This window comes from Glycomyces luteolus (assembly GCF_027622875.1).
In the GTDB taxonomy this organism is placed as follows: Bacteria; Actinomycetota; Actinomycetes; order Mycobacteriales; family Micromonosporaceae; genus Glycomyces; species Glycomyces luteolus.
In genome coordinates, this window is the sequence record NZ_JAPZVP010000010.1 from 136,460 (window position 1) to 148,696 (window position 12,237).

General features: G+C 71.3%; 11 protein-coding genes. 7 read left to right on the plus strand and 4 right to left on the minus strand.

What is annotated here, in order from left to right; all coding sequences use genetic code 11:
* The first annotated feature begins 87 nt into the window (after nt 1-87).
* Together O1R50_RS14450 and O1R50_RS14455 are read left to right on the plus strand one after the other, a co-directional pair.
* The gene (locus O1R50_RS14450) at nt 88-1,056 is read left to right on the plus strand and encodes a sigma-70 family RNA polymerase sigma factor (protein ID WP_270110778.1); all 969 of its coding nucleotides are present in this window, start codon (nt 88-90) and stop codon (nt 1,054-1,056) included.
* A gap of 180 nt (nt 1,057-1,236) precedes the next feature.
* Complete coding sequence (locus O1R50_RS14455; protein WP_270110779.1) at nt 1,237-1,923, plus strand: metal-dependent transcriptional regulator; 687 nt, start codon at nt 1,237-1,239, stop codon at nt 1,921-1,923.
* A 303-nt stretch (nt 1,924-2,226) separates the two neighbouring features.
* Here the strand turns inward: O1R50_RS14455 and O1R50_RS14460 are convergent, their stop codons facing one another.
* From O1R50_RS14460 to O1R50_RS14470, 3 genes are read right to left on the minus strand one after another with little or no spacing between them, the layout of a single operon-like run.
* Nucleotides 2,227-2,844 carry a hypothetical protein gene (locus O1R50_RS14460; protein WP_270110780.1) on the minus strand — a complete coding sequence of 206 codons (618 nt, stop codon included), beginning with the start codon at nt 2,842-2,844 and terminating at the stop codon, nt 2,227-2,229.
* Nucleotides 2,841-3,668 (minus strand): sulfurtransferase, encoded by an 828-nt coding sequence (locus O1R50_RS14465; protein WP_270110781.1) that lies wholly within the window; start codon nt 3,666-3,668, stop codon nt 2,841-2,843. Before O1R50_RS14465 ends, O1R50_RS14460 begins: the two co-directional genes overlap by 4 nt.
* Nucleotides 3,669-3,678: 10 nt before the next feature.
* Nucleotides 3,679-4,134 (minus strand): deaminase, encoded by a 456-nt coding sequence (locus tag O1R50_RS14470; protein WP_270110782.1) that lies wholly within the window; start codon nt 4,132-4,134, stop codon nt 3,679-3,681.
* A 173-nt stretch (nt 4,135-4,307) separates the two neighbouring features.
* Here O1R50_RS14470 and O1R50_RS14475 point away from each other — a divergent pair, with 173 nt between their 5' ends.
* From O1R50_RS14475 to O1R50_RS14495, 5 genes are read left to right on the plus strand one after another with little or no spacing between them, the layout of a single operon-like run.
* Nucleotides 4,308-5,654 (plus strand): MCP four helix bundle domain-containing protein, encoded by a 1,347-nt coding sequence (locus O1R50_RS14475; protein WP_270110783.1) that lies wholly within the window; start codon nt 4,308-4,310, stop codon nt 5,652-5,654.
* Nucleotides 5,651-6,607 carry a glutamate ABC transporter substrate-binding protein gene (locus O1R50_RS14480; protein WP_270110784.1) on the plus strand — a complete coding sequence of 319 codons (957 nt, stop codon included), beginning with the start codon at nt 5,651-5,653 and terminating at the stop codon, nt 6,605-6,607. Before O1R50_RS14475 ends, O1R50_RS14480 begins: the two co-directional genes overlap by 4 nt.
* A gap of 9 nt (nt 6,608-6,616) precedes the next feature.
* Nucleotides 6,617-9,055 carry a serine/threonine-protein kinase gene (locus tag O1R50_RS14485; protein WP_270110785.1) on the plus strand — a complete coding sequence of 813 codons (2,439 nt, stop codon included), beginning with the start codon at nt 6,617-6,619 and terminating at the stop codon, nt 9,053-9,055.
* 12 nt (nt 9,056-9,067) lie between these two features.
* Nucleotides 9,068-10,135: a PP2C family protein-serine/threonine phosphatase gene (locus O1R50_RS14490; RefSeq protein ID WP_270110786.1), complete on the plus strand. Its 1,068-nt coding sequence runs from the start codon at nt 9,068-9,070 to the stop codon at nt 10,133-10,135.
* Entirely contained in the window at nt 10,132-11,334 is a 1,203-nt protein-coding gene (locus tag O1R50_RS14495; protein WP_270110787.1) for an FHA domain-containing protein, read from the plus strand. Before O1R50_RS14490 ends, O1R50_RS14495 begins: the two co-directional genes overlap by 4 nt.
* Nucleotides 11,335-11,384: 50 nt before the next feature.
* Here the strand turns inward: O1R50_RS14495 and O1R50_RS14500 are convergent, their stop codons facing one another.
* On the minus strand, nt 11,385-12,209 hold the full coding sequence (locus O1R50_RS14500) for an alpha/beta fold hydrolase (protein ID WP_270110788.1): 825 nt from the start codon (nt 12,207-12,209) through the stop codon (nt 11,385-11,387).
* Nucleotides 12,210-12,237 lie beyond the last annotated feature (28 nt).

Here is a 12,237-nt window from a genome sequence, read left to right on the forward strand (position 1 = left end):
GCAAGCTGGTATCCCGACGCCCGGTGCCCACCGGGTCAGGCGCGACTCAACCCACGCGCCGAGGGTCCGCAGCGAAAGGCGAATTCGATGGCACCTGTCGACAGCATCCGCCAGCGTCCGGCGAGGCGACCGGCGCAGCGCACGACCGAATACTCCGGCGACCCCGTTCGCGCCTATCTGAACGGCATCGGCAAGCACCGGCTGCTCACCGCCTCCGAGGAGGTCGAGTGCGCCAAGGCGATCGAGGCCGGCCTCATGGCCGAGTGCCGCATCAGCGAAGTGACCGACCCCGACTTCCGCAGCGACCTGGCCCGCATCGCGGCCGAGGGCCGCGCGGCCAAGCAGCGCATGCTCGAATCGAACCTGCGCCTCGTCGTCTCCGTGGCGAAGCGCTACTCCGGCGCGGGGCTCAGCCTGCTCGACCTCATCCAGGAGGGCAACCTCGGCCTGATCCGCGCCGTCGAGAAGTTCGACTACCAGAAGGGCTACAAGTTCTCCACGTACGCCACCTGGTGGATCCGGCAGGCCATCAACCGGGCCGTCACCGACCAGTCCCGCACGATCCGCGTCCCCGCGCACACCGTGGACCAGATCAAGCGGATGAACCGGGCGCGCCAGGACCTCATGGTCGAACTGGGCCGCGAGCCGCGCTACGAGGAGATCGCCGCGGAACTCGACGTCACCCCCGGCAAGGTCCTCGAGCTCATGTCCTACGACCGCGAGCCGGTGAGCCTCGACCAGACCGTGGGCGAGGACGACTCGACCGCGCTGGGCGACCTCGTGGCGCACCTGCCGCGCGAGCACGGCAGCGACGACGCGGTGTCGTACGCGCTGCTGCGCCGCCACATCGCGAACGTGCTGGCCTCGCTGCCCGAGCGGGAACAAACGGTGCTCCGGCTGCGTTTCGGGATTGACGACGGGCGCCAGCGCACCCTCGAAGAGGTCTCCGCGGACTTCGGACTCTCGCGCGAGCGGGTCCGCCAGATCGAGAAGAACGCGCTGCACCGCCTGCGCCAGCCCGACTACGCCGGGCGCCTCGCCGAATATGTGGCGTGATCGTTCCTGCCGGCCCGGTTCTCCGGGGAGCTTTGGGGTGTGAGCGCACCGTACGTCCGGATGGCTGATTGAGGCCGTGGCGGTTCGGCCGTATACCATTGGTGGTGACAGGGGGTCTGGCGGCTACTCGACCCACCCCGCTCGGTGCCCTGCGGGCGGACAAAGTGAAGGAACGAAGCTGTGACCACGGACCTCGTCGATACCACTGAGATGTACCTGCGCACGATCCTCGAACTCGAGGAGGAGGGCGTTCCGGCGCTGCGCGCCCGGATCGCCGAACGGCTGGAGCAGAGCGGGCCGACGGTCTCGCAGACCGTGGGCCGGATGCAGCGCCACGGGCTGCTCAATGTCAAGAGCGACCGGCACTTGGAGCTCACCGAGGAGGGCCGCAGGCAGGCGGTCGCGGTGATGCGCAAGCACCGGCTCGCCGAGCGGCTCCTGGTCGACGTCATCGGCATGTCCTACGTGGAGGCCCATGACGAGGCCTGCAAGTGGGAGCACGTCATGAGCGACTCGGTGGAGAAGCGCGTGTACGAGCTGCTGGAGCACCCCACCCGCTCGCCGTACGGCAACTCGATCCCCGGCCTCAAGGAGCTCGACGCCTCGGCCGAGGCCGACGGCCGCGACGCGGACGAGCGGCCGCTGAGCGTGGTCTCCCCCGGTTCGAAGGTGCGCGTGACGCGCCTGTGCGAATCGGCCCAGACGCACCCGGAGCTGCTGGCCTCGCTGCACGAGGCGGGCGTGGACCCGGGCGCCGAGGTCGCGATCGACCGTCTCGACGGCGAGATCGCGGTGACCTCCGGCGCGGACACGATCCATCTCTCGACCGACGACGCTGCGAAGATCTTCGCCACTCCGGCCGAGTAACGCCGACCTGAGGCGGCTTGCGCGCCTTGGGAAGTCCGCGCTTGCGACGGCTTGACCACGGCCTTACCGGGGAGTAGTCTGTTCAAAGCGTTGCAAACGTTTCCATTTCATCCCACATAGGGCTGACCTAGGGAAACGTCTGCGCCCCCAAACTGCACTCCGCACCTGAGCGCCCTCCTCGCACCCCCGGCGAGGAGGGCGCTCACTATGCGGAGGCCGCGGACACGGGACACCCTCGACCGTTCTCGGCAGGCACACGAAAGGCCGCCGGGCATCAGCCCGGCGGCCTCCTTGCGTCTGCGGTCAGCCGGCCTGTTCGGCGTGGGCGGCGGCGATGCCCTTGGCGAGTTCGGTGAAGCCCGCGACGAGGTCGTTGACGACGGCCGGGTCGGTGTCCACCGGTGTGGTGTAGCGCATCTCGAAGATGGTGCCCCCGTCGTACCAGCCCATCTCGAGGGCCGGGCCCGCGCCGGTGTCCTCGGTGTGGACGATCCAATAGGCGGCTTCGCCGAGGCCGTCGATCGCCTCGGTGCCGTCGGCGAGCTCCTCTTCGTAGATCTCGACCGTCGCCTCGGTGCCGATGACGAAGAGGGTGAGGTCGGGGTAGGCGGCCTCGCCGGTCTGGACCGCGCAGGTGAGCTGGGCCGGGGCCTCCTCGTCCTCGGCGGTCTCGCCGGGTCCGCCGGAGGCGAAGCGGAAGTCCTCGCCGGTGACGGAGTTCAGTGTCGCGGAGTCGATGAGCGGGCAGGCGCCCGCGGCGTCGGCCAAGTCGAGTTCGACCGGTTCGGTCGGGGACGACTCCTCGCTCGACTCCTGCGCGGCGGTGTCGACGGGCTCCTCGCCCGAGGGCGAGCCGTCGTCGCTGCAGGCGGCCAGCGCCAGCAGGAACGCGACCGGGATCGCGATCAGTGCGCGCTTCATCGTGCCTCCCCCTTCGGCGGAGCTTGCGAGCCGTCAATCGGCGCCGTTGCGACGTCGCGGCCTCGCGAGACCCAGTCGCTCCATGAGCCGATGTACACCGGCGGTGTCGGCAGGCCCGCGGCGGTGACGGCGAGCGCGGTGCGCGCCGCGCCCACGCCGGAGCCGCAGTAGTAGGCCGCTTCGGTATGCGGCGCATAGCGTTCGCGCAGCTTGTCGGTGTCGGCGAGGTCGTCTTCGCCGAGGAAGAGGTTGATCGCGCCGGGCACGTGGCCGGCGACGGGGTCGACCGGTTCCATCTCGCCGCGGTAGCGCTCGGGGGCGCGCACGTCGACGAGTTCGCGGGTCTGGGCCCATTCGGCGGCGGATTCGGCGTCGAGGACCGGGAGGTTGCCGGGGCGGACGGTGACGGTGCCCGGTCTGGGTGTCGCCGTCCGGGTCTCGAGCGGGAGTCCGGCTCCGGTCCAGGCCTTGATGCCGCCTTGGAGGACCTGCACGTTCTCGATCCCGGCCCAGCGGAGGGTCCACCAGGTGCGGGCGGCGGCCATGCCGTCGCCGTCGTCGTAGACGACCACGTGCGAGTCGTCGTCGATGCCCGCGGCGCGCAGGACCGCTTGCAGCGCTTCGGGTTCGGGCAGCGGGTGGCGGCCGCCGACCGGGCCGACGGGACCGCACACGTCCCGGTCGAAGTCGAGCCGGACGGCGCCGGGCAGGTGCCCTTCGGCGTAGTCGGCGTCCCGCGACGGCCCCCCGAGCGTCCAGCGGACGTCGAGTCGGACCGATTCGTGCAGTTCGGCGGCCGCTTCGGCGCCGATCAGTGGCCTCATGGGTCCCAGATTAACGGAGGTGCGCGTTGGGGCGTTCGGCCGCGTCCGCGAATTCGGGCATCACGGCGACAACCACGCCGTTCTCCCGCAGCATCGCGTCGCCGCCGGGCGCGTCGACGAAGTTCAGCGGCTCGCCGAGGGCGTACACGACCCTGGTGACGCCCGCGGCGATGAGCAGCCGCGCGCACGGGTCGGGGCGGGAGGCGCGGTGGCCGCACGGTTCCATGGAGGAGTAGGCGGTGGCGCCGCGCGCGGCGCCGCCCGCCGCGCGGAGGGCGACCTCCTCGGCGTGGTCGTTCGGGTCCTCGGCGCGGGACCAGCCTTCGCCGACGGCGCGGCCGTCCGCGACGATCACGGCGCCGACGCTGAAGGCGGTCGTGGAGGGCGGGCAGCGTTCGGCCAGTTCGACGGCGCGCGCCATCCAGCGCGCATCATCCCCTGTGGAGTAGTCTTCGGCGTTCGGCACAGTCCCACCGTACCGCCGATGGCGCCGGCTCCGACGCCACGAGGCGGTAGTCACCGGTCGTTGCCGGGGGCCGATACCATGTGGGAGTCCCCCGACACTCCAGCCACGTCAGACGTGCGCGCGGCGAACGAGTCCAGAGGCCCGCGGGTCGCCGATCAAGTGAGGTGCAGTAGTTGTCCGTCCAGTCCCCTCCCGCTCCGACACAGGCGCCCAGCGCACCTGCTGCAACCGGGCAGCGACGGTTCGACCGCGTGCTGGCCGCGCTGCGGTTCACGCCAGGGCAGCTGCGCGGCGTGCTCGCCGTCGTCGGCGCGCTCATCCTCGGCGCCGGGATCACCGGCATGACCGCGATCCTCGCGAAGTCGGCCGTCATCGAAGAGACCACCAGCCAGTCCGGTCGGCTCTCCGTGGCCGCCCTCTCGCTGTACCAGGCGCTCTCGCAGGCCGACGCGACCGCGGCGTCCTCGTACCTGACGGCGGGCACGCCCTCCGATGAGATGAACGAGACCTACCGCGAGGCGATGCGCGACGCGACCGTGGCACTGGCAACGGCCGCAGGCGAAGTGAAGACCCCAGCGGACACCGCGCTGGTGGCCGAGCTCAACGCGCGCATGCCGGTCTACACGGGCCTGGTGGAGACCGCCCGCACGTTCAACCGCCTCGGCGAGCCCGTCGGCGCGACCTACCAGGAGCAGGCCTCCACGCTCATGCGCGAGGAGATGCTGCCCAAGGCGCACGACCTCCAGGAGAACTCGCTCGGGCAGCTCAACGAGTCGCGCTCGGACGCCGCGGCGTTCCCGTGGGCGGCCGCCGCGCTGGCGGCGGCGGCGCTCGGGACGCTCGTGTGGGCCCAGATGTGGCTCTCGCGCAAGACGAACCGCGTGTTCAACCTGGGGCTCGTGGGCAGCACGGTGCTGCTCGTGGCCTTCGCCGGATGGCTGGCGATGGCCTCGCTGGCTTCGGCGAGCCACACCAACCGGTCCCATGAGGACGGTTCGGCGCCCCTGGAACTGCTCGCCCAGGCCGAGATCACCGCCCAGCAGGCGCGCGCCGAGGAGTCCCTCTTGCTCATCGCCCGCGGCGAGGACGCCAAGGCCGCCGAGCGCTTCGAGGAGCACTTCAAGGCGCTCGCCGACCCCGGCAAGCTGCTCGACAAGCTCGACGAGGTGTTCGCGGGCGACCCCGAGCTCTCCAAGAACATCGACACCGCCCGCGAGGCCGCCGAGACCTGGCGGGCCGGGCACGACGAAGTCGTCAAACTCGCCCAGGGCGGCCAGTACACCGACGCCGTCGCGCTCGTCGTCGGCGAGAGCGACACCAGCCTGTGGGCGTCCTTCACGACCCTCAACGACGCCCTGACCGAAGCGACGGACATCAGCGCCGACCGCTTCGCCGAGGCCACCAACGACGCCCAGCGGTCCCTGTCGGGCGCCGCGGCCGGGCTCGCGGCCCTCGCGCTCGGCGCGCTCATCAGCGCCGCGGTCGGCATCCAGCTTCGAGTGGCGGAGTACTACGCATGATTCGACACCAGCTCCGGCTCGCGGCCGCTGCCGCCGCCTGCCTCGTCCTCGCCGCCTGCTCGCAGCCGGCCGACATGGGGCCGCCGGAGGTCGACGTCCCCACCCCGCTGCCCTCGGGGATCAACTTCTCCCCCGAGATCGAGACCGAACCGGTCGACGAGAGCTGCTCGCCGCTCGCCTCCTACAACCCCGGCGCGGCCACCGCCGAGCAGGCCAAGGCGCAGCTCGACAACCAGGACCAGATCAGCATCGGCGTCAGCCAGTCCACGAACCTCATGGGCTACATCGACCCGGCCACGAACGTCCCGTCCGGCTTCGACATCGACATCGCCACCGCGGTCGCCCACTCGATCCTCGGCCCCGACGCGACCATCCGCTGGGTCCCCATGACCTCCGGGGAGCGCGAGGGCGCCGTCAACGACGACCGGGTCGACATGGTCGTGCGCACCATGACCATGAACTGCAAGCGCTGGGCCAATGTGGAGTTCTCCGCGGAGTACTTCCACGCCGGGCAGCGCCTCCTCGTGCCCAAGGCCTCCGGCATCGAGAGCCTCGCCGACCTCGCCGACGACCACCTCGTGTGCACCGGCGACGGCTCCACCTCGGTGCGCACCATCGCCGAGCAGTCGGAGGCCCAGGCCGTCACCGTGCCCGACTTCAACGACTGCCTGATCCTGCTCCAGCAGGGCACCGTCGACGCCATCACCAGCGACGACACGATCCTTGCGGGCATGGCCGTCCAGGACCCGACGCTCCACGTCGTCGGCGAGGCCTTCTCCCAGGAGCCCTACGGGATCGCGTTCCAGAAGGGCAACACCGACCTCGCCCGCTACGTCAACAAGGCCCTCGCCGAGATCATCGCGAACGGCACCTGGCAGACCGCCTACGACAAGTGGCTCAAAGGACCGCTGGGCGTCGCGGGCGCCCCGCCGAGCCCCCAGTACCGGGATTAAGGGAGCGCCATGAGCGACCAGCAGCCGCCGCCAGAGCACACCCAGCGGTACCTCCCGGGCTCGTACCAGCCCGAGGGCGAGGCCACCGACACCGTCAGCATCCGCAAGCGCCTCAACACGCCCCCGGCGGTGCCGCCGCAGCCGGGCTTCGCGCCCGCGCCGCCCGGCCCGCCCGGGACCAACGCCGTGCCGCCCGCACCGCCCATGCAGCCGGCGCTCGCGCCGAACTCGGCCCCGCCGATGCCCTCCCCCGCCGCGCCGCCGATCTCGCCGCCGCTGCCGCAGCCAGGGACGCAGGGCATGGTCCCCGCGGGCGTCGTGCAATCGCCGCCCCCGGCCCCCTACCGGGCCCCCGCGGCACCGCTGCCGCAGCCGATCACCGGGCCCGTCACGCGCTCCACGACCACCAGCGCCCGCCAGCGCGGCGGCCTCTCCGACATGCCGCCCGTGCCGCCGCGCGACCCCGCCGAAGCGGTCATGGAGCACCCGCAGGTGCCCGAGCACAAGCGGTTCTGCTCCGCGTGCGGCAAGCCCGTCGGTCGGCCCCAGGCCGGGCGCGCGGGCCGCGTCGAGGGCTACTGCGCGCACTGCCGCACCCGCTACTGGTTCACGCCCTCGCTCAGCCCCGGCGACGTGCTCTCCGACCGCTACGAGGTGCTCGGCGCGATCGCCCACGGCGGTCTCGGCTGGATCTACCTCGCCAACGACAAGAACTTCGCCGACGACCTGACACAGCGCTGGGTCGTCATCAAGGGCCTCATCAACACCTCCGACGAGGACGCGATCGAGGCCGCGATCAACGAGCGGCGCTTCCTCGTCGGCATCGACCACCCCAACGTGGTCGACATCCACGACTTCGTCACGGCCGCCGACCCGCGCTCGGGCCAGCTCCAGTCGTACATCGTCATGGAGTACCTGGCCGGGAAGTCCCTGCGGGACATCAGGGACGCGGTCGACGAGAACGGCGAGCGCCACCCGCTGCCGCTGGAGCAGGTGCTCACCTACACCGCCGAGCTGCTGCCCGCGTTCAGCTACCTGCACGACCGGGGCCTGCTGTTCTGCGACTTCAAGCCGGACAACATGATCCACGTCGAGACCTGGCTCAAGCTCATCGACCTCGGCGCGGTGCGCCACGTCGACGACATGGAGTCGGCGATCTACGGCACCCCCGGATACTCGGTGCCCAACGACGAGATCCTGTCCGTCGGGCCCTCGGTGACCTCGGACCTGTACACCATCGGCCGCTCGATGGCCGTCCTCGCGCTCGACTTCAAGGGCTTCACGAGCACCTACCGCGACAAGCTGCCGCCCGCCTCAGAGGCGCCCGTGTTCAACGAGTTCGGGGCCTTCCACCGGCTGCTGCTGCGCGCCACGAACGCCGACCCGCGCTCGCGGTTCCAGGACGCCGACGAGATGCGCACCCAGGTGCGCGGCGTCCTGCACGAGGTGCAGTCGGTGCAGAAGGGCGAGCCGCGCTTCGAGCCGTCCACATTGTTCAGCGGCGAGCAGGCGGTGTTCGGCGAACCCGACGTGGAGTACGACATCCACGCCGTGGGCGACCCGTTCGACGTGGCGCACGCGCTGCCCACGCCGATGGTCGACCTCGCCGACCCGATGGCCGCGTTCATGGCGACGCTCCAGGCCACCGACGCCGCGGGCATCCTCGCGGAGCTCAACGCCGCGCCGGTGCAGAGCCCCGAAGTGCAGCTGCGGCGCGTGCGCACCCTGGTCAACGCCGGCGACCTGCACCAGGCAAACGCCGCGCTCGACCAGTTCGCGCAGCGCGAGGGCAACACCTGGCAGGTCACCTGGCTGCGCGGCACGATCTCGCTGCTGGCGGCCGATTTCCACACGGCCGCAGCGCATTTCGACGCCGTCTACTCGCACCTCCCCGGAGAGCTGGCCCCGCGCCTGGCGCTGGCGGCGTGCGCGGAGATGGCGGGCCGCCGGGACCTGGCGCTGCCGCACTACACGCGGATCTGGACGTGCGACCACCGGTTCGTCTCGGCCGCTTACGGACGGGCGCGGCTGCTGGACCTCGAGGGCAATTCGACGGAGGCGATCTCGACGCTGCATCAGGTCCCGAAGACCTCGGCGCAGTACGGGATCGCGCAGACCGCGGCGATCCAGACCGCGCTGCACTCGCGCACGTCGCCGCCCTCGCTGCTCGACCTGCACCACATGGCGGGGCGGCTGGACGAGCTGAAGCTCGAACCGCGGCGTCGGCACCTCGTGTCGACCCGCATCCTCCATCTCGCGCTGGACACGGTGCAGCGGACCGGTCCCGCGCACGAGCCGCGCGTGTTCGGCGCGCAGCCGGAGGAGCGGGAGCTGCGCCTGGCGCTGGAGCGGACGTACCGTGACCTCGCCCATGCCTGCACCCGCAGGGAGGACCAGGTGTACTACTTCGACCTGGCGAACACCCACCGCCCCCGCACGATGCTGTAGCGAAGGAGCCCTATGCAGCCCTCACCCACTTTGGGCGCCGCGAAGCGTTGCACCGCTTGCGGTCTCCCCGCCGACATCGGCCGCTACTGCGAGGATTGCGGCGGCGACCTGGAGGAGTTCGCTGTCCCGGCCGAGGCGGCCCCCTGGCTCTCCTCCGTTGCCGCAGAGGAGAACACCGATCACCCGGGCGGCTCCGACGACCACACCTCGTTCCAGCTGCCCGGTATCGGCGCGGCCACCGACGTGGGCCACCGGCACCACTACAACCAGGACTCGATCGCGATCGCGGTCGCCGACGACGGGCGGAAGATCGCCGTGGTCTGCGACGGCGTCTCGGGCGCCTCGGACTCCGAGCGCGCGTCACTCGCAGGGGTGGAAGCGGCTGTGACGGAGATCCGCGCGGCCCTCGGCGAGGGCCTGACGGCGGAGGACGCGTCGCGTCGCGGAGTGGGCGCGGCCCATTCGGCGGTGGCCGCGGTCGGGAAGCAGTACCCGAACTCGCCGCCGTCCTCCACGTACGTCTCGGCCGTGGTCGAGGGGAACCAGGCGATCCTGTGCTGGGTCGGCGATTCGCGGGCGTACTGGGCCGGCGAGAAGGAGGCGAGATGCCTCACTGTCGACGACACGATCCAGGCCCGGCTGGAGTACCAGGGCGTGGATCCGGCCGACGAGCGGTACAAGAACCCGTACGCGAAGGCCCTGCTCGCGTGGCTCGGCGCGGACGCTCCGGCACTGAACCCGAACCTCCTCCGCGTGGAATTGGGCGGGGGCCATGTCGTAGTGTGCAGCGATGGTCTGTCGCGCTATTTCAATGACGATCACGACCTTCTGCCACTGCCGGACGGCAGCGTTGGCGACAAGGCGGTAGCGTTGACACGACAAGCGCTCGCCAACGGCGGGCACGACAACATCAGTGTCGCGGTGGTGGAACTCGAATCCCCCGGTTCGGTCCAGGCCGAAGGGCATGCGCAGGAGCATGCCGGCCCGGACGTCCAGGATCAGGGTGACGGGTCCGCCCCGCCGCTCGGTGTCGTCAGCGAGGCCGAGTACACCCAAATGCTTGGAGGGGGACGACCTTGACCTACCAGCCGACCTACGGCGGTGCCCCACAGCCGGGCGGGTACCAGTGCGCCTGCGGGGCCTTCCCGCAAGCCCAGTTCTGCGAGCAGTGCGGAACGCCCAACCCGGCGTGGCAGCAAGGCCAGCCCCCGCAATCGCCGGCCTTCGGCCAGGGCTACGCGCCGAACGACCCTTACGGGCAGCCTCAGGACCCGTACGGGCAGCAGCAGCCCGGCTACGGCCAGCAGCAGGACCCCTACGGCCAGCCCCAGCAGCAGGACCCCTACGGGCAACCGCAGCAGGGCTACGGCCAGCAGGACCCCTACGGGCAGCCGTCGCAGCCGCAGGACCCTTACGCTCAGCCTCAGCAGGGCTACGGGCAGCAGGACCCCTACGGCCAGCAGCAGCCGCAGCAGGGGTACGGCCAGGACCCTTATGGCCAGCCGTCCCAGCCCCAGCAGCAGGACCCCTACGGGCAGCAGCAGCAGGGCTACGGCCAGGACCCTTACGCGCAGCCGCAGCAGCAGGACCCCTACGGTCAGCAGCAGGGCTACGGCCAGCAGGACCCGTACGGCCAGCCCCAGCAGCAGGACCCCTACGGGCAACCGCAGCAAGGCTACGGCCAGGACCCTTACGCGCAGCAGGCGTACGGCGCGGCGCCGACCTCGGCCCCGCCCGGGCCGCCTCCGGGCGTCCCGGCAGCGCCGTTCGGCGCCCCGACCTCCGCGCCGCCCGCGTCGGCGACCGGCGGGTTCTCGATGCCGGACGCGCAGCCGAGCGACCTCGCCTCGAACTACGCCCCTCCCGGCCAGGCGGCCACCCGCTGGGGTGTCGCCGTCACGGCCGACCAGGGCTACTTCAACAAGGTCGCGGCCTCTGACGGAGCCTCGCAGCTGCAGTACCCGTCGTTCGCGAAGCCGCGCCGCTTCCCGCTCGACAAGCCGGACCTCACGATCGGCCGCTACAGCGCCAAGCGCGGCGTCACCCCGGACATCGACCTGTCCGGCGACGTGGCCGACCCGGGCGTGAGCGCGCAGCACGCGAAGCTGTTCTCCAAGCCCGACGGCTCCTGGACGATCATGGACGTCGGCTCCTCGAACGGCACGTTCCTCAACGGCTCCGACGAGCCGCTGGCGCCGAACGTGGAGTTCCCGGTGGGCGACGGCACCTACATCAACATCGGGGCGTGGACGCGCCTCACGGTGCACTACGAGGGTTAAGACGCACGCGTAAGGGCCCGGTCCTCGGACCGGGCCCTTACGCGTATCCCTTACTCGCCCAAGAAGCTCCTCACCCGGGCGCTGACGGCCGGGTTCATCAGGACCTTGCGGTGGCCCAGGCCCGTGGTCGCCATGAGCTCCGCGTTCGGCCACGTGTTTGCAAGGGCCTGGCCGTGGCGGAACGGGTTGGGCCGGTCGCCCTGGTCGTGGACGATGAGCACCGGCGCGTCGAGTTCGATGCCGCGCAGCGAGAAGTCCTCGAGCCGCACCCCCGACTTGGCCTCGCCCAAGGGCACCAGCCGCTGGAAGATGCGGGGGCCGACCGGGACGATCGCGCCGATCGTGTCCCTGAAGCCCTCCTCGCCGCCGATGAACGGCGCGAGCATCGCGAACCGCACCCCGGCCGTGTCGACCTCGCTCTGGACCAGCCCGTGGACCGAGCTGAGCGCGCCCATCGAATGGGCCACAACGGCGTAGGGTGCGCCGAACTTCTCCAGGACCACGTTCATCGCCTCGATCAAGTGGAGGCCGTTCGCGTGCCGGTCGCCCCACGGGCCCGGCCCGGCGTTGCCGTGGCTCGGCGCGTCGAAGGCGACCACCCGGTAGCCCGAGGCGACCAGGTTCGCCGCGATGAACTTGAAGTCGCCCGTCGAGCCGCCCCAGCCGTGCACGAGGAAGACGAGCGGGCCCTCGCCCCAGTCGTAGCCCCACAGGTTGGTGCCGAGGCACTCGAGCTCGAACACGTGCGAGCCGGCCGGGGCCTCCCCGCGCAGGCGCTTCTCCGGGCCGGCCGGAAGCCGGAACCACAACTCGCACAAGACCTTCGCGGCCCGGTCGGGCGCGACGCGCTCGGCGGCGGCGAAGCCGGAGCGCACATACCAAGGAGCACGAACGGTCGTGCTT

What these genes read in the sequence shown, in the direction of transcription:
- O1R50_RS14490 (WP_270110786.1), top strand. Translation starts at nt 9,068, where the DNA reads ATGCAGCCCTCACCCACTTTGGGCGCCGCGAAGCGTTGCACCGCTTGC.
- O1R50_RS14465 (WP_270110781.1), bottom strand. Translation starts at nt 3,668, where the DNA reads ATGAGGCCACTGATCGGCGCCGAAGCGGCCGCCGAACTGCACGAATCG.
- O1R50_RS14450 (WP_270110778.1), top strand. Translation starts at nt 88, where the DNA reads ATGGCACCTGTCGACAGCATCCGCCAGCGTCCGGCGAGGCGACCGGCG.
- O1R50_RS14480 (WP_270110784.1), top strand. Translation starts at nt 5,651, where the DNA reads ATGATTCGACACCAGCTCCGGCTCGCGGCCGCTGCCGCCGCCTGCCTC.
- O1R50_RS14460 (WP_270110780.1), bottom strand. Translation starts at nt 2,844, where the DNA reads ATGAAGCGCGCACTGATCGCGATCCCGGTCGCGTTCCTGCTGGCGCTG.
- O1R50_RS14485 (WP_270110785.1), top strand. Translation starts at nt 6,617, where the DNA reads ATGAGCGACCAGCAGCCGCCGCCAGAGCACACCCAGCGGTACCTCCCG.